22 protein-coding genes and 2 pseudogenes are annotated in these 22414 nt (G+C 69.9%); 12 read left to right on the top strand and 12 right to left on the bottom strand.

What is annotated here, in order from left to right; genetic code table 11:
* Positions 1-18 precede the first annotated feature (18 nt).
* The 3 genes from ACWD0F_RS45070 to ACWD0F_RS45060 form a co-directional block, all read right to left on the bottom strand.
* Positions 19-396 carry a zinc-binding dehydrogenase gene (locus ACWD0F_RS45070; RefSeq protein ID WP_449888237.1) on the bottom strand — a complete coding sequence of 126 codons (378 nt, stop codon included), beginning with the start codon at positions 394-396 and terminating at the stop codon, positions 19-21.
* Between the two features lie 214 nt (positions 397-610).
* Entirely contained in the window at positions 611-1240 is a 630-nt protein-coding gene (locus ACWD0F_RS45065; RefSeq protein WP_449888235.1) for a DNA glycosylase AlkZ-like family protein, read from the bottom strand.
* 51 nt (positions 1241-1291) lie between these two features.
* Positions 1292-2329, bottom strand: coding sequence for a zinc-binding dehydrogenase (locus ACWD0F_RS45060; protein ID WP_449888233.1), 1038 nt, complete (start codon positions 2327-2329; stop codon positions 1292-1294).
* A 61-nt stretch (positions 2330-2390) separates the two neighbouring features.
* On the opposite strand from ACWD0F_RS45060, the pseudogene ACWD0F_RS45055 reads away from it, so the two are divergent.
* The 6 genes and pseudogenes from ACWD0F_RS45055 to ACWD0F_RS45030 all read left to right on the top strand — a co-directional run.
* Positions 2391-3420, top strand: a pseudogene (locus ACWD0F_RS45055) (helix-turn-helix transcriptional regulator).
* Positions 3421-3424: 4 nt separating this feature from the next.
* A complete protein-coding gene (locus ACWD0F_RS45050; RefSeq protein ID WP_449888231.1) occupies positions 3425-3790 on the top strand; it encodes an FAD-dependent oxidoreductase in 366 nt (121 codons plus the stop codon).
* Positions 3787-4131, top strand: a complete 345-nt coding sequence (locus ACWD0F_RS45045) for a hypothetical protein (protein WP_449888229.1) — start codon at positions 3787-3789, stop codon at positions 4129-4131. Before ACWD0F_RS45050 ends, ACWD0F_RS45045 begins: the two co-directional genes overlap by 4 nt.
* Entirely contained in the window at positions 4128-5018 is an 891-nt protein-coding gene (gene sigJ / locus ACWD0F_RS45040) for an RNA polymerase sigma factor SigJ (RefSeq protein WP_449888227.1), read from the top strand. Before ACWD0F_RS45045 ends, sigJ begins: the two co-directional genes overlap by 4 nt.
* 54 nt (positions 5019-5072) lie before the next feature.
* Positions 5073-5444 carry an FAD-dependent monooxygenase gene (locus ACWD0F_RS45035; protein ID WP_449888225.1) on the top strand — a complete coding sequence of 124 codons (372 nt, stop codon included), beginning with the start codon at positions 5073-5075 and terminating at the stop codon, positions 5442-5444.
* A gap of 132 nt (positions 5445-5576) precedes the next feature.
* Positions 5577-5726 (top strand): annotated as a pseudogene (locus tag ACWD0F_RS45030) (FAD-dependent monooxygenase); the annotation flags it as partial.
* Positions 5727-6076: 350 nt separating this feature from the next.
* Here the strand turns inward: ACWD0F_RS45030 and ACWD0F_RS45025 are convergent.
* Positions 6077-7714 carry a serine hydrolase gene (locus ACWD0F_RS45025; RefSeq protein ID WP_449888224.1) on the bottom strand — a complete coding sequence of 546 codons (1638 nt, stop codon included), beginning with the start codon at positions 7712-7714 and terminating at the stop codon, positions 6077-6079.
* A 229-nt stretch (positions 7715-7943) separates the two neighbouring features.
* Here ACWD0F_RS45025 and ACWD0F_RS45020 point away from each other — a divergent pair, with 229 nt between their 5' ends.
* Positions 7944-8885, top strand: coding sequence for a helix-turn-helix domain-containing protein (locus ACWD0F_RS45020; RefSeq protein ID WP_449888223.1), 942 nt, complete (start codon positions 7944-7946; stop codon positions 8883-8885).
* Positions 8886-8958: 73 nt separating this feature from the next.
* On the opposite strand, the gene ACWD0F_RS45015 is transcribed toward ACWD0F_RS45020, so the two are convergent.
* Positions 8959-9606 carry a TetR/AcrR family transcriptional regulator gene (locus ACWD0F_RS45015; protein WP_449888222.1) on the bottom strand — a complete coding sequence of 216 codons (648 nt, stop codon included), beginning with the start codon at positions 9604-9606 and terminating at the stop codon, positions 8959-8961.
* A gap of 125 nt (positions 9607-9731) precedes the next feature.
* Here ACWD0F_RS45015 and ACWD0F_RS45010 point away from each other — a divergent pair, with 125 nt between their 5' ends.
* Both ACWD0F_RS45010 and ACWD0F_RS45005 read left to right on the top strand, forming a co-directional pair.
* Entirely contained in the window at positions 9732-11231 is a 1500-nt protein-coding gene (locus ACWD0F_RS45010; protein ID WP_449888221.1) for an MFS transporter, read from the top strand.
* Positions 11228-12778, top strand: a complete 1551-nt coding sequence (locus ACWD0F_RS45005) for a carboxylesterase/lipase family protein (RefSeq protein ID WP_449888219.1) — start codon at positions 11228-11230, stop codon at positions 12776-12778. Before ACWD0F_RS45010 ends, ACWD0F_RS45005 begins: the two co-directional genes overlap by 4 nt.
* Positions 12779-12782: 4 nt before the next feature.
* On the opposite strand, the gene ACWD0F_RS45000 is transcribed toward ACWD0F_RS45005, so the two are convergent.
* The 4 genes from ACWD0F_RS45000 to ACWD0F_RS44985 form a co-directional block, all read right to left on the bottom strand.
* Entirely contained in the window at positions 12783-13610 is an 828-nt protein-coding gene (locus ACWD0F_RS45000) for a hypothetical protein (protein ID WP_449888218.1), read from the bottom strand.
* A 23-nt stretch (positions 13611-13633) separates the two neighbouring features.
* Complete coding sequence (locus ACWD0F_RS44995) at positions 13634-14155, bottom strand: SigE family RNA polymerase sigma factor (protein WP_449888216.1); 522 nt, start codon at positions 14153-14155, stop codon at positions 13634-13636.
* A 769-nt stretch (positions 14156-14924) separates the two neighbouring features.
* Positions 14925-15614, bottom strand: a complete 690-nt coding sequence (locus ACWD0F_RS44990; RefSeq protein WP_449888215.1) for a 2-phosphosulfolactate phosphatase — start codon at positions 15612-15614, stop codon at positions 14925-14927.
* Positions 15615-16063: 449 nt separating this feature from the next.
* Positions 16064-17149 carry an alkene reductase gene (locus tag ACWD0F_RS44985; RefSeq protein ID WP_449888213.1) on the bottom strand — a complete coding sequence of 362 codons (1086 nt, stop codon included), beginning with the start codon at positions 17147-17149 and terminating at the stop codon, positions 16064-16066.
* Between the two features lie 118 nt (positions 17150-17267).
* On the opposite strand from ACWD0F_RS44985, the gene ACWD0F_RS44980 reads away from it, so the two are divergent.
* Positions 17268-17645 (top strand): MerR family transcriptional regulator, encoded by a 378-nt coding sequence (locus ACWD0F_RS44980; protein WP_449888211.1) that lies wholly within the window; start codon positions 17268-17270, stop codon positions 17643-17645.
* A 22-nt stretch (positions 17646-17667) separates the two neighbouring features.
* On the opposite strand, the gene ACWD0F_RS44975 is transcribed toward ACWD0F_RS44980, so the two are convergent.
* Entirely contained in the window at positions 17668-18540 is an 873-nt protein-coding gene (locus ACWD0F_RS44975; protein ID WP_449888210.1) for an aldo/keto reductase family oxidoreductase, read from the bottom strand.
* 208 nt (positions 18541-18748) lie between these two features.
* Here ACWD0F_RS44975 and ACWD0F_RS44970 point away from each other — a divergent pair, with 208 nt between their 5' ends.
* Complete coding sequence (locus ACWD0F_RS44970; protein ID WP_449888209.1) at positions 18749-19612, top strand: LysR family transcriptional regulator; 864 nt, start codon at positions 18749-18751, stop codon at positions 19610-19612.
* A gap of 263 nt (positions 19613-19875) precedes the next feature.
* Here the strand turns inward: ACWD0F_RS44970 and ACWD0F_RS44965 are convergent, their stop codons facing one another.
* Both ACWD0F_RS44965 and ACWD0F_RS44960 read right to left on the bottom strand, forming a co-directional pair.
* On the bottom strand, positions 19876-20667 hold the full coding sequence (locus ACWD0F_RS44965; protein ID WP_449888207.1) for a MerR family transcriptional regulator: 792 nt from the start codon (positions 20665-20667) through the stop codon (positions 19876-19878).
* A 22-nt stretch (positions 20668-20689) separates the two neighbouring features.
* Positions 20690-21565: an alpha/beta fold hydrolase gene (locus ACWD0F_RS44960; protein WP_449888206.1), complete on the bottom strand. Its 876-nt coding sequence runs from the start codon at positions 21563-21565 to the stop codon at positions 20690-20692.
* Positions 21566-21865: 300 nt separating this feature from the next.
* On the opposite strand from ACWD0F_RS44960, the gene ACWD0F_RS44955 reads away from it, so the two are divergent.
* Positions 21866-22411 carry a GtrA family protein gene (locus ACWD0F_RS44955; RefSeq protein WP_449888205.1) on the top strand — a complete coding sequence of 182 codons (546 nt, stop codon included), beginning with the start codon at positions 21866-21868 and terminating at the stop codon, positions 22409-22411.
* Positions 22412-22414 lie beyond the last annotated feature (3 nt).

The following is a 22414-nucleotide window of genomic DNA, read 5'->3' as shown; positions in this document are numbered from 1 at the left end:
CCGGTGGCACCGAAGACGTCAGGAGCAGGTGACGGTGAGCTTGCCGAGCGTTCCGGCGCCGAAGGCGGCGAACGCCTCCGGGGCCTGCTCCAGCGGGTAGGTGGCGGTGACCGGGACGCGCAGCGCGCCCGAGGCGGCCTGCTCGGCCAGGACGGTCAGGGTCTGCGGGTTCGGGTCGGCCATGATCGTGTGAACGGTGCCGTCGAGACCCTCGACGGCATCCGGGGTCAGACCCAGGGTGGAGGCGAGGCGGCCGCCCTCGCGCAGCAGCCCTGCCAGCTCAACGCCGTCGCCCGCCAGGTGCAGCACCGCGTCCACGCCTTCCGGGGCGAGCGTGCGGACCTGGGCCGGCCGGTCGCCGCTGAAGTCCACGGAGTTCAGCGTTACAGCACGCATGAGCTGCACCCTTCGAAGTGGAACGGGCTACCCGATTTGTCGTGCCCAGCGTAACGACAGAAACGGGAAGGTTGTTCCACTTCGACGGCGGAAGACGGTGCGGGCGACCGGGTGGGGCCCACAGGGCGATGGCATGTGCGGGTGCGGCGTCAGGGCGGGGAAAGGTCAGCGTCGCCCACGCCGGCGGCCAGGTGGCCGCCTTCTTCGGTCGCGGTCAGACCAGGGCGATATGCCGCTCGGTGGCCGGGGTGAGGAAGGGGTGAAGGCGTTCGGCTTCTTCCAGCACCGCGGTGGTGTCCGCCGTGGACAAGGGCCGGAACGGGGACACGAGCAGCGTGGTGCCTTTCAGGCTCCAGGTGCCGTGGACGAAGCCGTCGATGAGAAAGGTGGGGTGCACCATGGCCCGGCCCAGCATGACGCGCCTGCGGTCCTGGTCGTCGATGACCCGGGTCCGGTCGGCCAGCAGGTCCCGGCCGGTGCCGGCGATCTCGGACAGCTCCAGCCCGGCGGTCGCCTGGGCGAAGTAGGGCGCCCGTACGGTGCGGTCCAGGACGGGCTGAACCACCGGTCGCAACCAGCGGAAGTCGTCGGCACTGACCAGGTGCTGGGTGCTGCGCAGCACGGTGGAGCGCACCACGCTCCGGTCGCTCAGCAGCGACGCCAGGTGCTCATGGGAGAAGCCGGCGATCCGAGCCCAGAGCCCGACGTAGGGCCAGTTGGGCTCCTGCCCTTGCATCGCGACCAGATGTTCCACCACCTCGAGCGCCGGCCGGGACGTGCGGCTGATCAGCATCTGACGCTCCAGCAGCGTCCGGTTGAGGGCACGCAGGGATACGACGGGCACAGGGGCTCCTTGGGGGACGTCGCAGGGGCAGGGACCCCTGCCCCTGCTGGTTCAGCGGTTGGAGTGGGCCGCGATCCGCACGGACACGTTGCCCTTGTAGTCGCCCTTCAGCAACGACACGAGTGCCTGCGGCGCTCCTGCCAAGCCGCTGTCCACGACCGTGTGGGGGAAGACGAACCGGCCCTGTGCCAGCCAGGCGCTGAAGTGCTCGGTCCACGCCGAGATCTGCTCCGGCGTGTGATAGGTGGAGAACGGCAGCACCTGGACGCCCTTGGCGGCGGCCGCCGCCGAGTCGGCTCCGGGGAATCTGTCCGCGCCACCGCGGATCTGGGCCGACAGCGCGCCGCACAGGGCGAACCGGGCACCCGGTGCGGCCGCCTCGATCGCGGCCTCCAACTGCTCGCCGCCGACGTTGTCGAAGAACACGGTGATGCCTTCGGGGGCGAGCTCGTTCAGCTGATCGGCGATGGGGCCGTCGTGGTAGTCGAAAGCGGCGTCGAAGCCGAGCTCGTCGACCAGATAGGCGACCTTCTCCTTGCTCCCCGCGCTGCCGATCACCTTCGCGGCGCCGCGGCACCTGGCGATCTGGCCGGCCAGCGACCCGACCCCGCCTGCCGCGCCGGACACGAACACCACGTCGCCCTCGCCGGCCTTGGCGATCTCGGCCATGCCGTAGTAGGCGGTGGGGCCCTGGCTCAGGTGGTGCACCGGGCTCGGGAACTGGTCACGCCCGACTCTCTGGTAGGAGCCGGCGGGACCGGCCGAGTAGTCACACCAGCCCGCCATCGTCTTGACCAGATCCCCGACGGCCAGGTCGCCGCTGCGGGAACGGACGACCGTGCCGACCGCACCGCCCCCGATCCGCCGGCCGACGCTCCACGGCGGGATCGGCAGCTGCGAATCCGCTCGCATCATCTCCAGGTACGCCACCGACAGCCCCAGGTAGTCGGTGCGGACCAGCACCTCGCCCGCGCCGAGCTCGGGCAGCGCCACGTCGGCGACCTCGAAGTTGTCCAGGCCGAGCTCGCCCGTCAGATGCTGGGCCAGACGGACTTCACGGGCGGTGTCCGCCGTCATCGTTTCGCTCATGAGAAGAACCTAGAATCAATAGCGGCCACTTTCTGACCTCAATTGGAGGGAGTTTGGCGTCATGGCGAACACCAGCGCGCGCATGCTGAGACTGCTGTCCCTGCTGCAGCACCACCGCTACTGGCCCGGCGGGGAGCTCGCCGACCGGCTGGAGGTCAGCGCGCGCACGCTCCGGCGCGACGTCGATCGGCTGCGCGAGATGGGGCTACCCGGTGGAGGCCAGCCGTGGCGTGGCAGGCGGCTACCAACTGCGCCCCGGCGCCTCCATGCCGCCCTTGCTGATCGACGACGATGAGGCGGTGGCGATCGCGGTCGGCCTGCGCAGCGCCGCGGCGGGTGTCGTGTCCGGTATCGAGGAGACCTCGCTGCGAGCCCTGACCAAGCTGGTCCAGGTGATGCCGCCCAGGCTGCGCCGGCGCGTCGACGCGCTGCAGAAGTACACGGTCGCGGCGATGCTGGAAGCCCCGACCGTGCGCGCCGACGCCCTGGCCCTCATCGCTCAGGCCTGCCGCGACGACGAGCGTCTCCGATTCGGCTACACCCGCCATGACGGCGCCGACGCCATCCGGCTGGTCGAGCCACACCGGCTGGTGGCACTCGGCTACCGCTGGTACCTCATCGCCTGGGACACCGACCGCCACGACTGGCGCGTCTTCAGGGTCGACCGGCTCACCGATCCGACCGTCACCGGAGCCCGCTTCCGGCCACGTGAGCTCCCGGGCGGCGACCCGGCCCGGTACGTCCGCGACCAGATCAGCACGGTGCCGACCCGCTACGAGGTGGAGGTCATCGTCCATGCCGGCGCCGCCGTCGTCGAGCGGGCCGCCGGGCGCTGGGCAACGGTGGAACCCCTCACCGAGACGAGTTGCCGGCTGCTGATGAACGTCCACACCCTCGCCGACCCGGCCATGATCCTCGCGAGCGTCGGAACGGACTTCGAGGTGATCGGACCACCCGAACTACGCGACTACCTGCAGGCGGTCGGCCGGCTCTTCCTCACCGCGAGCACCACGCAGAGCTCCGCGCTCTTGAGTGGAGTGACGCGTGTCACGTCGCGTGATGTCACGTCCCAGCGATCGGCGGTGTCCTGAGGGCATGACCGAACAGAACACACCCCACAAGATCGTCGTCATCGGCGGCGGCTACGCCGGAACGCTCGCGGCCAACCGTCTGCGGATGCGCGCCGACGCCGACATCACGCTGGTCAATCCGCGCCCGGAGTTCGTCGAACGCATCCGGCTGCACCAGTTCGCGGCCCGTACCGGCGACGCCACGATCGACTACGGCACGCTGCTCGGCGAGGGCATCCATCTGGTCGTCGACAGCGCCACGAGCATCGAGACCGCCACCCGCACCGTGCGGCTGGCGTCGGGCCGCGCGCTGGACTACGACTACGTCATCTACGCGGTCGGCAGCATCGCGGCGACGCCGCCGCACCGTCGGGCCGGCCGCTGCGGATGAGCGGTTACGCCGCCGGGCCGCTCGGGGCGCAGGCGGCCGACACCGTGCTGAGCCGCATCGCGGGCACCGAGCCGGCGGTGATCGACCTGGCCTTCACGGGAGCGTGCGTCAGTCTCGGCCGGCGCGCCGGCATACGACAGATCGCCCGCAAGGACGACACCCCGGTGAACGTCTACGTCGGCGGCCGCATGGGCGCGGCGATCAAGGAGGTGACCTGCAAGTTCGTGGTGTCGAAGCGGATCCGCCGGGAGGCCCGCGAGCCGGGTTCGATGGGCTGGCCGAAGGGCGGCCCGCGTCCCGGGCAGCCGGAATCCGCCGCGCGGGTGGTCACCTCCCCGTGAGCACCGACGAGCATGCCGAGCGCTTCACCCTGTTACGGCCGCTGCTGTTCACGATCGTCTACGAGATACTCGGCTCGGTGACCGAGTCCGACGACGTGCTGCAGAACAGCTATCTGCGGTGGTCCGAAGTGGACCTCGCGACGGTGCGGGACACCAAGTCGTATCTGGCCCAGCTGGTGACCCGTCAGGCGCTCAACACCTTGCGGGCGAGCGCGCGCCGTCGCGAGGACTACGTCGGCTCGTGGCTGCCCGAGCCGCTGCTGCTCGCCGAGCACGACGCCTCGGCCGATGTGCTGCTCGCCGAGTCCGTGTCGATGGCGATGCTCGTGCTGCTCGAAACACTCACCCCCGATGAGCGTGCGGTGTTCGTGCTGCGCGAGGTGTTCGGCTTCGATTACCACGACATCGCCACAGCGGTGGGCAAGTCCGCGGCGACGGTGCGCCAGGTGGCGCACCGTGCCCGCGAGCACGTGCGGGCGCGGCGCAAGCGCTTCGAGCCCGTCGACGCCGCGACGACCGCGCGGATCACCGAGCGGTTCATGACCGCCACGGCCGGCGGTGACCTGGAGGGGCTGCTCGCGCTGCTCGCGCCGGACGTCACCTGGACCGCCGACAGCGGCGGCAAGGCCACCGCGGCACGCCGGCCGGTGGTGGGGGCGGAGAAGGTGGCGGCGGTCCTCATGAGCCTGTTCCGCGTGGGGCGGCTGGCTGACCTGCGGATCGAGATGGTCAACTGCAACAACACGCCCGCGCTGGTCCTCGGCGGCGAACGCCTGGAAGGCGTCTTCCTGATCGAGATCGCCGATGGCAAGATCACCAACTTCTACGCCATTCGCAACCCGGACAAACTGCTCGCGGTGGCGGCTCCGCGTCAGATCAGCCGGTAGGAGAAGCCGACCGGCCGCAACGAAGCAGGTCGCGATCGCGCATGAACCATGACCATGACCGACACGCAGGTGGTGATCGCCGGGGCGGGGCCGACGGGGCTGATGCTCGCGTGCGAGCTGCGCCTCGCCGGGGTCGATGTGCTCCTGCTCGAACGCCTCCCGGCCCCTCGAACGGTGGAATCGCGGGCCGGTGGGCTGCACATCCGCACGATGGAGACGCTCGATCAGCGGGGCCTCATCGACCGGATCCTCGATCGCGGACGGCGGAGGCAGGGCGTGCACTTCGCCGCCTTCCGGCTCGACGTGTCCGATGTGGCGACGCGGCATCCGTACGTTCTCGTCATCGTGCAGTCCGAGGTGGAACGGCTGCTGGCGGAGCGCGCGGGCTCGCCGGCATCGCCTTCCCCGGCACGCCGGCCACGATGACCGCGCTGCTCGGCGACGTCGAGCTCGCCGAGCCGCCCGCGGACGACATCTTCCAGGAGCGGCGCGAGCACGGCAGCTTCTCGGTGTCGTCGTTCGGCCCGGACTGGTACCGGGTGCTGACCAACGAGTTCGATCACGTCACCGACCGGACCGAACCGGTGTCCCTGGAGACCCTCCGCAAGGCCCTGCTCAAGATCGCTGGGACGCGTCGTCCGCGGCCAGGCCCCGGACCTGTTGCTCGACACCTACCAGGCCGAACGCCACCCGGTCGCCGCCCGCGTCCTGCAGAACACCCGCGCCCAGACCGCACTCTGGCGGGTGGACGATCACACCTCCGCCCTGCGCGAGATGCTGGGCGATCTCATCGGCATCGATGAGGTACGGCTGCGCCTGGCCGGTGCGATCACGGCGACCGACATCAGGTATCCGATGGAGGGGACGGACGACCTCCTCGGCCGGATCTGGACGCTCTCCGGACCGCCCTCACGACATGGCTCGGCCCAGCCGCTCCGCACGCCGCCGCCGAGCGGGTCAGGACGGTGTCGTGACCGGGGGGCGACTCGCCAGAACGCGTGGGCTGAGCCTGCGCCTCGGTGCGGCCGAGTCGTCGAGCGGCGGCCCGCTGTGAAGGGCTACTTCGCAGGGAGGCCGACCGCGTTGGCCGCGTCCGCCTCGAAGTACTCCGTCGTGGCGAAGGCGCCGATGTGCTCCTCGAAGAGGCTCCGGACGCCGTCGATCGAGTCATGGATGATGACGTTCACCGCCTTGGTCCCGTCGGTGCTCGCCACCGCCAGCGTCCACTTGGCACCCTTGGGAAGCCGGCCGTACGCCTTCTTGAGGGAATCCCAGAAACCGTCGTTGTCGGAAATCGTGGAAACAGCCATGACGTGCATCGTGGCATCCTCCTCATTGGCTCTCGGATGTACTCGGCAATTGCTGTGGAGATACTGTGCGGCGCCATTCTTGAAGTCGTAGATCGCGACCGTCTGAGGGTCTTCGAGCGGATCGTCCGAAGGCATCAAGAAGTGGGTCTCGCTGATCGGGAGCAGTTCGTAGTCGAGCTGTTCCGGTTTGTTGAGGAGGTGCGCCTCCATGGGATTCAGGGTGAATCTGAGGTGGAGCTTCCCGCGTTCGGCCGCCACTTCGTAGCGGGTGCCCGGGCGCTCGTAGGAACCTTCGTACCTGGACAGATCGAGGACCAGGGCCGGGTCGGGCTTCGGCAGGGCGGGGATCGTGACCGCGCCGAGGTCGGCCAGGATCTCGTTGAACACCTTCCGGTAGAAGCTGTCGCGCGGCCCGGCGTTCGCCAGCAGGGAGACGGCGATGTTCGATTCCGGCAGGATCCGCAGGCGGGCGCTCTGGCTGACCGCGCTGCCGTCGTGGGCGTAGACGGTTTGGCCGTGCCAATCGCACACGATGAGGCCGAGCGCCCATTCCGGCCCGAACATGTACGGGTCGGGTAAGGGGACCCGCGACTCCGTCATCTCGCGAATGATGCCGGGTGAGGCGATTCTGGTCCCGTTCGGCGCCTTTCCTTCGTTGAGGAAGACGGACGCCATCGTGAGCAGTTCCCGGGCTGTCGTGCTGACGTTGCCTCCGGGACCGAAGGAGCGTGGCAGGTGACTCAGCGGTGAGAGGAAGGGTCCCTCTTCGAGGGATCGGATCAGGTATCCGGTCGCGGCCCGATCCTGGTCCACGTGCTCGCGCCGGCTGCTCGTCGAAGTCAGTCCCAAGGGGTCGAACAGGCGATCCTTCATGATGTCGTCCCACCGCCTGCCGTCGATCACCTCCATGACGCGGGCGAGGATCGCGTAGCCCAGGGCGGCGCTGTAGCCGTGAGTGTGGCCCAAGGGGTGGACCTGGCGTGCGCCGGCGATGTTCGCCACCATGCGCTCGTACACGTCGTCGTCCTCCCCCGGGTCTCCGAAGCTCTCCTCGATGCCGTTGGTGTGGTTGAGGAGATGGCGGGGTGTGACCTTGGCGCTGACGTCGGGGTCGGCGACCCGGAAAGCAGGAAGGTAGGTCCGCACCGGCTCGTCCAGGGCGACTTTCCCCTCGTCGACGAGCCGCATGAAGGCGAGGGCGGTCCATGTCTTGGACACGGAGCCGCACTGGTAGATGGTGTCGGTCGTCGCGGGCTCCCGCGTGGAGACGTTCTTGACGCCGACCGCGAAGTCGGTGATCTCCCCGTCGCTGAGGACGCCGATCGCGGCACTCGGAATCCGGTACTCCGCGAGCAGCTCGGAGACGCGGCCTCGTATCCGGGTCACATCCAACGCTCTTGCCATAAGGGGTTTCCTCGTCCTGTTCGATTCTTTCCGAGCAAGAAAAGGCTACGTTGCATTTCAATTATCGTCAACGTTACACCCAGCTCTTAGTGTGCATTCACGCCTATCGTTGCAACAGAATTGTCGGTAAATGCAATTCACGCTGACCATTCGTTGCAATGTACTGTGGGTGAACGCACCCGCGGACCCGCGCCGACAGGAGGGCGAGCCGATGCCCGGAGACAGGCTGACCCACGAGGATCGCCGGCAGATCGCGATCTGGCTGGCCGAAGGGCTGGGATACGCCGAGATCGCCCGGCGGCTGGGCCGGCCCACGTCCACGATCAGCCGCGAGGTGGCACGCAACAGCGCGCCCGGCGGCTACCTGGCCGACCGCGCCCAGCAGGCCGCCGGGCAGCGCGCCCGCCGCCGCAGACCGGTTCAGGCCACGGAGCAACCAGCCGACGAGCGGCCGGCCGAGTCCGTGCGCGGTTTCGTGGAGCAGTTCGCGGCGCTGCTGGTCGGGACCGGCCTCCCCCGGATGCCCGCTCGCGTGTTCGTCTGCCTGCTCACCTCCGACGCCGGGAGCCTGGCATCCGCCGAGCTCGTCCGCCGGCTACAGGTCAGCCCGGCGTCGGTGTCCAAGGCCATCGGCTACCTTGAGTCGATCGAGCTGGTCAGGCGCACCCAGGAGTCCGGCCGCCGCGAGCGCTACGTCATCGACGACGACCTCTGGCTCCGGGCGTTCAAGGCCGACACCGGGGCGCACGCCGACGTCGCGGCGGCCGCGCGGCACGGGATCGAGATCTTCGGCGCGGGCACGCCCGCCGGCACCCGGCTGGGCCAGATGGCTCAGTTCTTCGCCTGGATCAGCGAGCAGATGAACGACAGCGGCCTCACCGACGCCGTGGTGCGCGACGCGCTGACGGTGCTGGCCGCGCTGGTGTACGCCGCTCGGCCACTCACCGTGGACGAACTCGCCACGGCACTCGGCTGGCCCGTCCGGCGGGCGGACGACGCCCTGGACGCGATCAGCCGTCGGCAGATCCTCTCCGATCCGCTCACCGTGGAGCAGGCCGGGCGCGGGGCGTACACGATCACCCCGCGACCTGACCGCCTGAGCTCCGCGCAACGCGCCGCGTTGACCGTCAGCGACCCGGGCGACTCGAAATGACCGAGCCGGGTAGACCCCGCAACCGCGCGCCCGCCGGACGGCGTCGCACGTCCGCGATCTGGCCCGGCTGCGGTCAGGAGGCTTCCGGACGCGGGTCCAGGGTGGGCGGTTCGCCGGGCAGGGCGCCGGGGTCGGGGTTGCGCAGGCCGTCCAGGACGACCTGGAGGTTGCGCTCCCACTGGCGGACGCCCGCCTGGAGGCCCAGGGTGTGGGGTCCGGTGGAGGACGCGGCGACCATGAGGAACGCCACGTCCTCCCAGGTCACGTCCGTACGCATCGCGCCGGCCTGCTGGGCTCGCTCCACCAGGAGCTGGATGCGGTCGCGCAGCTCGGCTCGGGAGTGGTCCAGGAGGTCGCCGAGACGCTTGTTGACGTCGCACAACTCGTTGCGAAGGTGCATGTAGGACAGGGCGAACCTCTCGAAACCCGCCCAGGGGTCCGGATCGGCCATCCCCTCGTCGCCCTCGGCGACGATCTCCCCCAGCACCTCGCCGAGGACCGCCTCGAGCAGGGCCTCCAGGGAGCCGGCCCGGCGGTAGAACGTGCCGATGCCCACACCGGCGCGGCGCGCGATCTCGTGGGCGGTGATCTCGCCCCCATCGGCGGCGGCCTGACGGGCGGCGACGACGAGGCGTTCCACGTTGCGCCGGGCGTCGGCGCGCGGAAGCCGGCCCGACCCGTCGTCCAGGAGCCGGTCCACCGCGGGTACTGCCGTCGTCATTCGGCCAGCCTAGCAATAAGTGGACTGACCTGGTCCGATTTAAGTGGACAGATCACGTCCGGTTGCGCTAGCGTCCCGATCCGGACGCACCTCGTCCACTTATTTCGGATTGACGGAGGTCGATCATGTCCAAGGTTCCGTCCGGCCCCATGAAGATCACGGCGCTGGCCGCCGGGTTCGTCATGGCGAGCCTGGACACCACGGTGATGCAGGTCGCCGGGGCCACGATCCAGCAACGCCTGCACGCCTCCCTGTCGCAGCTCACCTGGGCCGTGGACGGCTACGTCCTCACCTTCGCCGCCCTGCTGATGCTGGCCGGCGGCCTGGCGAACCGGGTGGGCGCGCGACGGATCTACATGTGGGGCATGGCGATCTTCGGTGTCGCGTCGCTGGCCGCCGCGCTGGCACCGGGCATCGAGCTGCTGATCGCGGCGCGGCTCCTCCAGGGAGTCGGTGCGGCGATGTTCATGCCGAGTTCGCTCGCGCTGCTGATGCGGGCCTTCCCGGACGCGCGCGAACGCACCAAGGTGCTGGGCGTCTGGTCGGCGATCGTCTCCTCGTCCATGGCGCTGGGCCCGACGATCGGCGGCATCATGGTCGGCGCGTTCGGCTGGCCGAGCATCTTCCTGATCAACCTGCCGGTCGGCATCGCGGGCATGCTCCTCACCCGCCGGTACATCGCCAGGGCAGAGGGGGACGCCCAGCCGCTGGCGGCCCCCGGGTACGCCGCCGTCATCGTCCTGCTGGCGGGCATCAGCTTCGCGCTGATCGAGGGACCGCAGCTCGGCTGGACCGCGGCCCCGGTGATCGGCGCCATCGCCGCCGCAACACTGGCCACCGTCCTGCTCATCGGCCGCGAGCGCCGGACGGACAACCAGGTGATCCCCTGGACGCTGTTCCGCGCCGCCCGCTTCGCCGGCGCCAACGCCGTGGGCTTCCTGTTCAACGCCGCGTTCTACGGCACGCTCTTCACGATCGGCCTGTACGTTCAGCACGCCCGCGGCGCGAGCCCGCTCCAAGCCGGGCTGCAGATCCTTCCCCTCACCGTCTTCATCCCGTTCAGCAACATCGCCTTCGCCCGCATCTCCGGGCGCGTCGCGACCGGCCCGCTCCTCGCCGTCTCCTTCCTGGTCGCGGGGGCCGCCTCACTGGCCCTGGTCACCCTCTCGCCCTCGACCCCGTACTGGATGCTGGCCGTCGCCCTCAGCCTGACCGGCGTCGCGGGCGGCCTCATCGCCCCCGCCTTGACGGCGGCCATGATGAACGCGGCGGACACCCGGCACGCCAACACCGCCGCTTCGGTCCTCAACGCCAACAGGCAGATCGGCTCCCTCATCGGCATCGCCATCGTCGGCGCCGTCCTGGCCGTCACCCCTGACCGGACCGCCGGAGTGGCACTCTCCTTCCTCCTCATCGGTGCCGCCTACATCGCCGGGGCCCTGATCACCTGGCGCCTCATCCACCTGCCCGAACGCCGCGAGTCGCCGCCCCGGCCCGGCCGGCGCCGGCGCCTCACCGCACACGTGGCGCGCTCGAAATCGGGGTGCGGCGAGCCCGCGGTTCGGGTGAAGATGGCTGCGCCTGGCTCTGGGAGCCGGCACCCCCGGAAGAGGAGAGTGCCATGAGCGCCATCGGATCCGCAGACCCGGAGGTCCGGGTGACCACGGGAAGGCTGCGCGGGCGGGTGGAGGATGGCGTGACCGTCTTCCGCGGTGTGCCGTTCGCGCGCCCGCCGGTAGGCGCGCTGCGGCTGGCCGCACCGGTGCCGCCCGAGCCGTGGGACGGGGTGCGCGAGGCCGGCGCGTTCGGTCCGCCGCCGCCGCAGTCCACGTTGCTGGGCGCGTCCAGCGCGTCCAGCGCGTCCGGCGCGGACGGCGACTGGCTGACCGTCAATGTCTGGTCCCCCGACCTGGGCGCCGCCCGGCTACCGGTGATGGTGTGGATCCATGGCGGGGGTTACATGTACGGATGGTCCGGCGACCCGGTCTTCGACGGCCGGGTGCTCGCCCGGGACGGCGTCATCGTGGTCACCTTCAACTACCGGGTCTCCGCCGAGGGCTTCGGGCACTTTCCGGGGGCACCGGCCAACCGCGGTTTACTGGACCAGGTGGCCGCTCTGCGCTGGGTGCGCGACAACATCGCGGCCTTCGGCGGGGATCCGGACCGGGTCACCGTCTTCGGGGAGTCCGCCGGAGCCGGGAGCATCGCGGCGCTGATGGTGATGCCCCAAGCCGCCGGTCTGTTCCGCAGGGCGATCGCGCAGAGCGTGCCCAGCCTGTTCTTCTCCGCTGAGCTCGCCGCCGACATCGCCGCCGCCGTGGCCGGCGAGCTGGGCCTGCCCCCGCTCGCGGGTGAAGTCGCCCGCCTGTCGCCGGAGCGGCTGATCGACGCCGGGGACGCGGTGGCGGAAAAGTCGGGTGGCTGCCCGCAGTGGGGCCTGGCCGCGTACGTCCGGTCGCCGTTCGCGCCGGTCGTGGACGGCGAGGTGCTGCCCGCGGTGCCGTGGCGGTCGCCGGCGGACGGGGCCGCGTGCGAGGTGGAGCTGATCGCAGGGCACACCCGCGACGAATATCGGCTGTTCATGGCCATCAGCGGCGACACCGGCCAGATCACCGCCGAGCGGGCGGCCACCGCGCTGCGGGAGCTGGCCCCGGACCCGGACGCCTACCGGGCCGCCTACCCGGAGGCCGGCGAGGAGCGGCTGTACGAACTGGTGCACTCCGACTGGATGTTCCGGATGCCTTCGGTCCGGCTGGCCGAGGCCCACCAGAGGCGCGGCCGGTCCTACCTGTACGAGCTGACCTGGCCGGCCCCCGGCTTCGGCGGCGACGCTCTCGGCGCCTGCCACGGGCTCGGCCTGCCACTGACGTTCGGCAACCTGACCGCTGGGGCGGCGGCAGGACTGCTGCTCGGGCAGGAGCCGCCACCAGCCGCGGCCGAGCTGTCGGCCCGGGTCCGCGCGGCCTGGATCGCCTTCGCCACGACCGGGGATCCGGGCTGGCCGGCGTACGAGCCGAACAACAGGTATACCTGGGTCATCGACACCGAGCCGGGCATAACGGCGTATCCGGAAGAGATCTCCCGTGAGTTGTGGACCGGGCACGCCTTCGGCCCCCTCACGTTGCGGGCTGGGCGTCGAAGTCCGGATCCTCGGGCCGCGTCGGGTAGGTGACCGGTCAGGTCTTCTTGGGCTCCGGCTTGCCGGCCGGCGCCTCCTGCACCTGATCGGCGGGCGGGGCCTCGACCGTCACGGTCGCACCGAAGTCGATGATGTCCATGACGAGGCGCCTGCCGTCATGGAAGGTGACCTCCAGGCGCCGGACCCGGCCCTGGTCGTCCACGTCGACGTCGCCGGTGATCGCCTCCAGCGTGAACGCGAACCGCCGGCCGGTCCAGCCCGGCCCCGTGGCGGAGCCGCTCTCCCTGACATCAGTGGCCGAGCGGAGCCGTTCCAGGGCCGCCTGTGGGTCCAGTGGAGCGAGCTTGACCAGGGCGACGGCCGGCGGCGCGGCCGCTATCTCCGCGTCGTTGCGCGGAGACACCACCCACTTCTCGTCGCCCGGGTCCTTGCCGTACATCAGGTCGCCGATGAAGCGGGTCTCGGCGCCGTCCCCGATCCTGGTGATGACGCCCACCCGCTGGGCCGGGTCGAAGGCGCCCTCGAAGGTCTTCGGGCCGGACACGGTGTGGATGCGGTAACTCTCCTGGCCGGTGTTCTCCACTGCGGCGACCACCTGGGCCTGGGCCGAGGACTGGGCGCTGGGCAGCACCACCGCCGCGGCCACGGCCATCGCGACCGCGGCGACAACGCCCAGAGACGCCATCGGCCGGGGCATCCTGAAGCGTCCCGGCGACACGATCGGCAGCGGGATCCTGCGGCGACGCGGCGGCGCCGGCAGGAGGTCGATCCCCGCCGGCCGGCCCTCGGTCGCCTTGACGAGCAATGCGCGGAGTTCGTCTTCGGTCATGTACGGCTCCACGTCCCGGTGTTCCACCTCGGTCATGTTCGGCTCCTCGTCTCGGTGTCTCACCGGATCCCACTCCCTTCCTCCTCGATTCGGTTGACCAGCGCGGCCGGCGGGATCAGCCGCCGCATCGCCCGCAGGCCGCGATGCGTGTGGGTCTTGACCGAGCCCACCGAGCAGCCCATCAGGCCGGCGACCTCCGACTCCGGCAGGTCCGCGAAGAACCGCAGCACCAGGGCCGTACGCTGCCTGACCGGCAGTTTCGCCAGCGCCTTGCGTACGTCTTCGGCCACGGCACCCGCCTCGCCCACGTCACCCGGATCGAGCTGATCGGGTAGTTCGGCGCGCGGGATCTCCCGCCGCCACCGCGCCCGCCACCATGATCGATAGGTGTTCACGAGGATGCGCCGCAGGTAGGCGTCCGGCTCGCTGCTGGTGTCCAGCCGCGGCCACACGCGATATAACCGGCCCAGGCAGGACTGCACCAGGTCCTCGGCGGTGTGCCAGTTCCCGGTGAGCAGGACCGCCGTTCTCAGGTGATGGTCGCCCCGCCGGCGTACGAAATCCACGAACTCCGCGTCCATCCGGCCTCCTCTCGTCGGTGACAGCCACCCCTGTCACTCCCCGAGACCGGCGCCCGGTTGACCGGGACGCGCGATCGCCTCACCTCGGACCGCGGCTCGGCGTACATCGCGGCCCGCTCCATGGAACCCTCTTATGCCCGACGGGCGCTTGCGGTTACTCACCGCTGCTTGCGGCTGGCGGTTGCTGTGCCGTTCGGCACCTTCGGCCGCCGGTGAGTGGGCCGGACGGCACCTGTGGCCGGTTTGCGGGGGCACGTGTGGTCGGTCCGGTGAGCTTGATGTGGATCGTCGTGTCGCTGTCGCTGCTGGTTTGCGTGACGGTGGTGGCGGCGGCGTTGCGCGCTCGGCGGCGCGGGTCGCGTGTGCCCGACCGGCGTGCGCAGGCGCGGCCGGTTCACTGGCCGTCACGCTGGCTCACGTCATCGGCGCCGTACGGCCAGAGCCGGTGCCGCCGCGCTGGGGTTGATCGAGAGCCTGGCACTCATGACACTGACCGGCGTCGCGTACGTCGCGGGCTGAGGTGTGCACGGCGTTGATCGCTGCCAGGATCTGGTAGCGACCCGGGGTCACCCCGGAGGCCAGGCGCCCGCGTACCAGCCGGTGACCCTCGGCGATCAGCGTCGCGTCCCAGGCTCCACGGTCCTGCTCGTCTTCGGGGCACCCCTCGCGGGCGGCCGCTCACCCCTGCTACGAACACCTCCGCCCGAATTTCTTCAGAGGTACGCGGGTAACGCCCGTCCCGGGATGTCACCAGCGATCAGACCGGGTTTTAGTCGGTCAGGGCGGGCATCGCGCTCGGACGCAGGACCATGAGCGAGCCTTCCAAGGTCGCCACCATGGCGAAGGGAAACCGGTCGACCTCAAGACAGAGCGCGACGTCATCAGGATGGACTCCTTGACGCACCCCCTCCGCCAGCTCGGTGGCGGCGCGCGACTCGGCAGCGCGGCGGACGAACTCGGCGGCATCCGTCCCAGCCTCGGTGACCCTCCGAGCGATGTATTGAGCACACGCCAGATCTTCATCGGCCTGCCCATCCTCGCCGGTGACCACGAACGTGACGCTGTCACTCTTGTGCGTCCGCAAGAGCCGGGCCGTTGCCTCCGCCACCACGAAGCCGGCGCACAACACCAGCGGCGCGTCCTTGACCGCGAGGGCGCCGACCGTCCCTGCCGTGGTCTTCTGCACAACGGTCCGTCCGCCAAGGTCAAGAGAGCGCAGCAGGCCCGGCGAGTTGACGGCGTCGAACCCGGGCGCGGCCGGACCGTCTTTGATCGCCACCCAATCCGGGTGACGTGCCTTGAGCGCCAGGGCTTCGTCCAGCGACTCAGCGAGAACGATCTTTTCCGCCCCCTGGGCGAAAGCCCAGGCGGCCACGGTGAAAGCACGCATGACGTCGACTACGACCGCCACGGACGGGGCTTCGCCCAGATCAGTGATGCCAAGAAAACGGGTTTCCATTCCGGTCATAATGGCGCATACATGCCTGAGACGCCCAGACAGTGATAGGCATCACATCATTCGACCCCTCGGGGCAGGGCAGGGCGGTCAAGGACTGGGGGGTCGTGCCGCACTCCTCGGCCGAGAAATGGACGGATCTGGCCGAGGCCGCCCGTTCCAACGCCGCGAACTCTCCGAACCCAACGTGGCCCAGTACGTGATGACCAGCCACGACAGAGGAGACACCCCAGCCCCATGGCCATGCCTCGGGAACGTCCTGATGGAGCTGCCTCCCGACGTCGTCGCCCGATGGGCACCCGGCGGCTCCGTCATCGAGTACGTCACCCCCACGCAGACCCGCATCACCCTCGGCGCATGGTCCTGGGCCGGGATCGCCGGCCTGCTCGCCACCTTCGACGCCGACATCACCATCGTCGAGCCGGGCGAACTGAAAGACGCCTGCCGCACCCTCAGGCGGACCGGGGAACTGCGTACTGGTGGGCCGGGTAGGTCAGGTAGCCCGCATCACCGCCCTGGTAGTACGTGACCTCGTCGACGGGGGCGATCGGGAGTCCGCCGCGCAGCCGCTCGACCAGGTCGGGGTTGGCGATGAAGGCACGGCCGAAGCTGATGAGGTCGGCACCCAGCGAGAGCCAGTGGTCGGCGTCGTCCCGTCCGGTCTGCTTGGGCCCCATCGGAACCACGGGGTTGATGACGAGGGCGCCCGGCCACGCCCGGCGCAGGGTGAGGAGCACCTCTTCGTCGGCGGTGGCTTCGAGGTGCACGTATGCCACGTCGAGGCGGGCCAGTTCGGTCAGCAGCGCGGTGTACAGCTCGCGGACGTCGTTCTCCTCGACTCCCCAGAACGTTCCGCCCGGTGAGAGCCGGATGCCGGTCCTGGCCCCGCCGACGGCCTCGACGGTGGCGGTGACGGCCTCGACGGCGAACCTGATCCGGTTCGCGATCGGGCCTCCGTAGCGGTCCGTGCGCAGGTTAGCGTTGGACGAGAGGAACTGCGAGATCAGGTAGCCGTTGGCGCCGTGCAGTTCCACTCCGTCGAAGCCCGCGTCGATGGCGCGGCGGGCGGCCTGGGCGTACGCCTGGGTGTGCTCGGGCACTTCGGCGGTGTCCAGGGCGCGTGGCATCGGGGCGGCCTGAGGCCCGGTCGGGGTGAACACCTCGCCGACGGCGGGGACAGCCGAGGGCCCGACCGGCTGCATGCCGGTGGTGTCGGGATGCGAGACCCGGCCACCGTGCATGAGCTGGGCGAAGATCCGTCCGCCGTTGGCGTGGACGGCCGCGGTGGCGGTCCGCCATGCCGCGACCTGCTCGTCGGTGTGCAGTCCCGGCGTACCCGGGTTGGACTGCCCGATCGCGCTCGGCTGCACGCCCTCGCTGACGATCAGTCCGGCCGTGGCCCGCTGGGCGTAGTAGGTCGCCATCGACGGCGTCGCCAGACCGCCGGCGGCGGCCCGGACCCGGGTCATCGGGGCCATGACCACCCGGTTGGGCAAGGTCAGGCCGCCGAGCCGATAGCTGGTGAAAAGGGCCGTCATGTCAGATCTCCTTCGCGGTCCGCAACGCCCGGACGTCGGGCATGGCAGCCACGCTAAGACCTGACACTGACGTCAGAGGCAAGCTATTGTGACGGGGAACATAGTGGAGGGACAAGTCGTGCGGATCGGGGAGCTCGCGTCACGGGCCGGAGTCAGCGTCCGGTCCGTGCGCTACTACGAGGAGCAGGGGCTGCTCACCAGCACCCGCAGTGCCAGCGGGCAGCGGCATTACACCGACGATGAGGTCGAGCGGGTCGCGTTCATCCAGCGGCTGTACGCCGCGGGCCTGTCCAGCCGCACCATCGCCGATCTGCTGCCCTGCGTCGACGCGCCCAGCGAGGCGAACTCCGACTCCGCGATGGAGCGGATGGCGCTGGAACGCGACCGGCTCTCCACGCACATCGCCGACCTCGTACGGACCAGGGACGCACTCGACGGGCTGATGGCCACGGCCCGGAAGCACCGGGAACATCTGGGGACGGCCGCGGCCGGCTGACCAGGGGCCGGGCCGCGTACTGCTAGTGACCGATCTTGTCCAACTCGGCGAGTTCCTCGTCGGAGAGCGAGAGTCCGGCGCCGGCGACGTTCTCGCGCAGGTGCGCCACCGACGAGGTGCCGGGAATGAGCAGGATGTTCGGCGACCGCCGCAGCAGCCAGGCCAGGGCGACCGACATCGGGGTCGTATCCAGCCGGGTGGCCACGGCGGAAAGCGCCGTGGACTGCAGCGGGGTGAAGCCGCCGAGCGGGAAGAAGGGCACGTAGGCGATGCCCTGGTCGGCGAGATCGTCGATCAGCTCGTCGTCCTGGCGGTAGGCGAGGTTGTACATGTTCTGCACGCATACGATCGGCGCGATCGCCTGCGCCTCGGCGACCTGTTCCGCCGTCGCGTTGCTCACGCCGAGGTGCCGGATCAGGCCCTGCTGCTGGAGTTCGACGAGGGTCTCGAAGGGCTCGGCGAGCGAGCCGGGCCGGGGGCCCTGGGCGTCGCCGAGCCGGAGGTTGACCACGTCGAGCGCATCGAGGCCGAGGTCCTCAAGGTTCTCGCGGACGGCGCGGCGCAGGTCCTCGGGCTGCCGGGCAGAGGGCCAGCCGCCCTGCTGATCGCGGACCGCGCCGACCTTGGTCACGATGTGCAGCGATGCGGGATAGGGGTGCAGCGCTTCACGGATCAGCTGGTTGGTGACGCGTGGTCCGTACGCGCCGGCGGTGTCGATGTGGGTCATCCCGAGGGCGGCGGCCTCGCGCAGGACGGCGAGCGCGCCGTCGTGATCGGCGGGCGGGCCCATGACCCCGGGGCCGGCGAGCTGCATGGCGCCGTAGCCGAAGCGGGTGACGGTCAGATCGCCCAGGGCCAAGGTGCCGCCGGGGAGTGACGCGGAAGGTGTGTTCATGCCTGTGTCTTTCCTGAGCCGGATACTGCGGAGGGCTGCTTGTCACGTGGTGCGCCGTTCCTCAACGGCACCCCTTGTCCGTGCCGGCCACCGGCGCGGACTTCGCTTCGCCCATGCCGTCGATGTTCGCTCACGGACGAGCGGCGCAGCCAATACCGACACGGTGCCCTGTCATACCCGGCAGGTATCACCGGGGTATGCTGCGGCCGTGGACACCTTGGAGACCCGCGAGCTGAGATACTTCGTCGCCGTCGCCGAGGAGCTGCACTTCGGCCGCGCCGCCGAGCGTCTCGCCATGGCCCAGCCACCGCTGTCCCGGGCGATCCAGCAGCTCGAGCGGCGCCTCGGCGTGCGCCTGCTGGAACGTAACCGCCGCGGCGTCGCCCTGACCGGTGCCGGAGAGATGCTGCTGCACGAGGGCCGCGCAGCCCTCGACGCGACCACCGCCGCCGCTCGCCGCACCCGCCGCGCCGGTGGCGCCGACCGCCCGAGCGGTCCCCGCAACCGCCTGGTGCTGGCGGTGAAGGCCGCCGCGTCCCACGAACTGCTGCACAAGCTCCTCGACGCCTACGCGGCCGAGCCCGACGCCGCGGAGATCGAGGTGCTGCCGAGCGGCCTGTGCGAGCAGGGCGAGATGCTGCGCGATGGCCGCGCCGATGTGGCGATCATGCACGCGCCGTTCAACTCCCTCACCGGGTTCGACAGCGAGGAACTGATGACCGAGGGGCAGATCGCCATCCTGCCCGCCGGGCACCCCCTCGCCGCGCACAGGACTCTGTCCCTGGCCGACGTCAGCGACATCCCCGACCTTCCACTTGCCCGCTGGTCCAGCGACGGCACGTACCCACCCGGCCCGGGTCCCGAGATCCACGACCAGACACAGCTGGCCCAGCTGATCGCCCTCGGACGCACCGTGGCCGTCTTCCCCGACTCCGCCCGCGCCTGGCTATGGGCCGAGCACACCGCCGTCCCCCTGACCGACGCACCCCCCGTCGTCACCCATATCGCCTGGCCCGCGCACAGCCGCTCCCTCGCCCTCGCGGGGCTGATCCGCACGGCCACACGGCTCTGACCCTCGTGCCTTCCATCGCCGCCGCCACCCTGATGACACCGCCCGTTCCGCTCCCCACTCCAGGAAGGCCGTCCGCCCGACCCGCTCACACACGAAGCAGTCCAGGCTCAGTTCCAGCCTGCGCTCCCACTGAAGATGAGTGAAGTGACTATTGTCGGCCGGCCCGAGCTGATCTCGACGCCTCGCTGGTCATGGTGAACGTCCTGATGCTTCAAGACGTCCTTGCCGAGCCCGGGTGGGCGGCTCTACTGCGCGTCCTGGCGCTACTGGGGAGCCGCGCCCGGCGCGCGGTCCACGCGTTCGAGCTTGGTCCAGCCCGTCCAGCCTCGCTGCTGCAGCAGTTCGATCAGCCGACGCGCCGGTGGCACCGTGGCGAACGCCAGCGTGTCCATCAGCTTGACGAGCGGCAGCTCGATATCGGTGTCGTCGACATAGTCCTCGCCCCGCTCGTCGGCCATCCACGTGATGTAGGCGGCCAGCTTGTCGGCCAGCTCCACCAGGCGAGGGTCGTCGTCGGCTCGATTGAGAGCCTGGCTCAGGGTGAGGTAGAAGTCGACGAATTGCGGGTCGTCGATCTGCTCCCGCTTGCGTGCCATCCACTCCGAGACCCGCTCGGGTGCGTGCGCGGCCAGGGGGATCCAGCCGTCGCGCTCGGCCTGGACGATCCGCTCGTCGACCCCGAGCATCCGCAGCCGGTCGAGATACCCGACCACCTCCGGCGGCAGGACCAGGTGGTCACCAGCGGCGAGGCGGGCGATCCGCTCGCGATGCCGCTGCCGCTCACGGATCTCCGCCCGCAGCCTCCTGTCGATGTCCGCGATCGCCGCGGCGAACTCCTCCTCGCCGGCCCGCAGCAGATCTCGCACCCGCGCCAGCGGGACCCCGGCCTCGGCGAGGGTCCGGATCTTGATCAGCTCGACCACGGCGGCGGCGTCGTATCTGCGGTAGCCGGAGTGGTCCCGCTCCGGCTCCGGCAGCAACCCCTTGGCGTGGTAGTGCCGCACCGCACGGACCGTCACTCCGGCGTACGACGCCAGCTCGCCGATGGTCAGCATCAGAGCAGTCTCCAGGAGACTCTCAAGAGGCCGCCTCTGCCTTGCGGATGATCTGGGCGATTTGTAGGGCGTGGGTGAAGACCAGTTGGTGGTCGGCGTCGAGCCAGGTGGTGGCGATGTGCGGGTGCTCGCGGACAAGCCGCTCGACGCCGGCACGCCAGTTCTGGTTGAAATGAGGCGCGGGTCCTTCGCCACTGTCGCCGGCCATCGAGGTCGACATGATCATGGTGATGGGCCGGTCGATCTTCTTGTACCGGTCGAGGATCCCGGACCGGATCACATCGATCTCGAGGTTGAGATCGAGAATCTCCTGGGCGGTGAGCAGCACCTGACGCGCGGTGCCCCGCTTGGCCTCCTGTTGTGTCGCCATGTCCTCCCACATGGCGCGGAACTGCGGCAGGACGGCCTCGGTGATGAACGGTTCGGGCACCGGGTTCGCCCCGTCGATGAGAACGAGCCCGGCGATGGTGTCAGGATGCTCCGAGGCGTAGTGCACGGCCAGGTCAGCGCCCAGCGAGTAGCCCACCAGCACAGGCGCCGCAGGCAGGCCGCGCTTTCCCAGCTCCGCCATCACCGCGTCCAGATCGCTGAGGAACGCCTCGAAGGAGTACCGGTCGGCGGCCGAGGCGAGGCCATGGCCCCGCAGGTCGAAGGTCACCACGTCGTGATCGCGCCGCAGCAGCTCGGTCAGCTCGCGCAGGTCGGCCTGGGTCGCGTTCAGGCCAGGGCACAGGACCAGCGGTCGTCCCCGGCCCTCGCGAGACACCGGAATCGTGACGCCGTCGTGGTGGATGGTGAAGTGCCGCATCGTCCTGTCGCCTCTCTCCGCCCGCTCTCCATCATTGTTGTGCTCGTCGTACGGTTCGGCGACCTCGATCGCACTGGTTTCCGTGGTCATGCCACCATGCTGAAAGCTTGACCCTGCGTCAGGGTCAAGCGGCGCGGCCGGCCGCCGCCGACCTTCTTGGCGCCGACCCACCGTCCTCACCGCCGCGAAGGCTCGTGGCGTCCGACTCGGCCGCCCGCCGCGATGTCTCCCGAGCAGGTCCGGCATGCCCGCGCTTTGCTCACTCAGCCCCACGCCGGCGTGTCCTCGATTACCCGCCCACACTCGCCTGGTCAGTCCTGATCACCTGCCTGGACAAGCCGCGTCCGTAAATCTTGTTACCAGGGTGTTCGACTGGTGAGAAGATCGGGGGTGCTCCGAATAGCGAACGCAGTACTCGCAAAACTGCCTGAACCGCTGCGCGCACTTGCGCTGAAGCACCGTGAACTGCTGAAGTTCACGGTGGTGGGTGGAACCGCGTTCTTAGTGGACAACACGGTGTTCTATGGGCTGAAGCTGACCATTTTGGAACCGAAGCCGGTCACCGCGAAGATCATCGCGGTGCTCGTGGCGACGATCGTGTCCTACGTGTTGAATCGCGAATGGTCGTTCCGGACCAGGGGCGGCCGCGAGCGCCGTCACGAGGCGGCGCTGTTCTTCCTGGTCAGTGGCGTCGGCCTGGTGCTCAGCTCCGCGCCGCTATGGATCTCCCGGTACGCATTTCACCTGGAGACCCCGGATGTGAGCCTGGTGACCCAGGAGATCGCCGACTTCATGAGCGCGCAGATCATCGGCACGCTGATCGCCATGGTCTTCCGCTTCTGGGCGCTTCGGAAATGGGTCTTCCCCGATGAGAAGGCTCAGTCCGGCGGTGTGCGACTGGCTCCCACTCCCGATTCCGCGGACGAGGCGGCTTGATGG

It is taken from the genome of Nonomuraea sp. NPDC002799, assembly GCF_053592075.1.
This window is presented reverse-complemented; position numbering and strand designations above follow the sequence as displayed.

Bases quoted from the DNA above. Each gene is read 5' to 3' on its own strand.
- ACWD0F_RS45070 (WP_449888237.1), bottom strand. From the start codon at position 396: ATGCGTGCTGTAACGCTGAACTCCGTGGACTTCAGCGGCGACCGGCCG.
- ACWD0F_RS45060 (WP_449888233.1), bottom strand. From the start codon at position 2,329: ATGAGCGAAACGATGACGGCGGACACCGCCCGTGAAGTCCGTCTGGCC.
- ACWD0F_RS45050 (WP_449888231.1), top strand. From the start codon at position 3,425: ATGACCGAACAGAACACACCCCACAAGATCGTCGTCATCGGCGGCGGC.
- ACWD0F_RS45045 (WP_449888229.1), top strand. From the start codon at position 3,787: ATGAGCGGTTACGCCGCCGGGCCGCTCGGGGCGCAGGCGGCCGACACC.
- ACWD0F_RS45035 (WP_449888225.1), top strand. From the start codon at position 5,073: ATGACCGACACGCAGGTGGTGATCGCCGGGGCGGGGCCGACGGGGCTG.
- ACWD0F_RS45020 (WP_449888223.1), top strand. From the start codon at position 7,944: ATGCCCGGAGACAGGCTGACCCACGAGGATCGCCGGCAGATCGCGATC.
- ACWD0F_RS45015 (WP_449888222.1), bottom strand. From the start codon at position 9,606: ATGACGACGGCAGTACCCGCGGTGGACCGGCTCCTGGACGACGGGTCG.
- ACWD0F_RS45010 (WP_449888221.1), top strand. From the start codon at position 9,732: ATGTCCAAGGTTCCGTCCGGCCCCATGAAGATCACGGCGCTGGCCGCC.
- ACWD0F_RS45005 (WP_449888219.1), top strand. From the start codon at position 11,228: ATGAGCGCCATCGGATCCGCAGACCCGGAGGTCCGGGTGACCACGGGA.
- ACWD0F_RS45000 (WP_449888218.1), bottom strand. From the start codon at position 13,610: ATGACCGAGGTGGAACACCGGGACGTGGAGCCGTACATGACCGAAGAC.
- ACWD0F_RS44995 (WP_449888216.1), bottom strand. From the start codon at position 14,155: ATGGACGCGGAGTTCGTGGATTTCGTACGCCGGCGGGGCGACCATCAC.
- ACWD0F_RS44990 (WP_449888215.1), bottom strand. From the start codon at position 15,614: ATGGAAACCCGTTTTCTTGGCATCACTGATCTGGGCGAAGCCCCGTCC.
- ACWD0F_RS44985 (WP_449888213.1), bottom strand. From the start codon at position 17,149: ATGACGGCCCTTTTCACCAGCTATCGGCTCGGCGGCCTGACCTTGCCC.
- ACWD0F_RS44975 (WP_449888210.1), bottom strand. From the start codon at position 18,540: ATGAACACACCTTCCGCGTCACTCCCCGGCGGCACCTTGGCCCTGGGC.
- ACWD0F_RS44965 (WP_449888207.1), bottom strand. From the start codon at position 20,667: ATGCTGACCATCGGCGAGCTGGCGTCGTACGCCGGAGTGACGGTCCGT.
- ACWD0F_RS44960 (WP_449888206.1), bottom strand. From the start codon at position 21,565: ATGACCACGGAAACCAGTGCGATCGAGGTCGCCGAACCGTACGACGAG.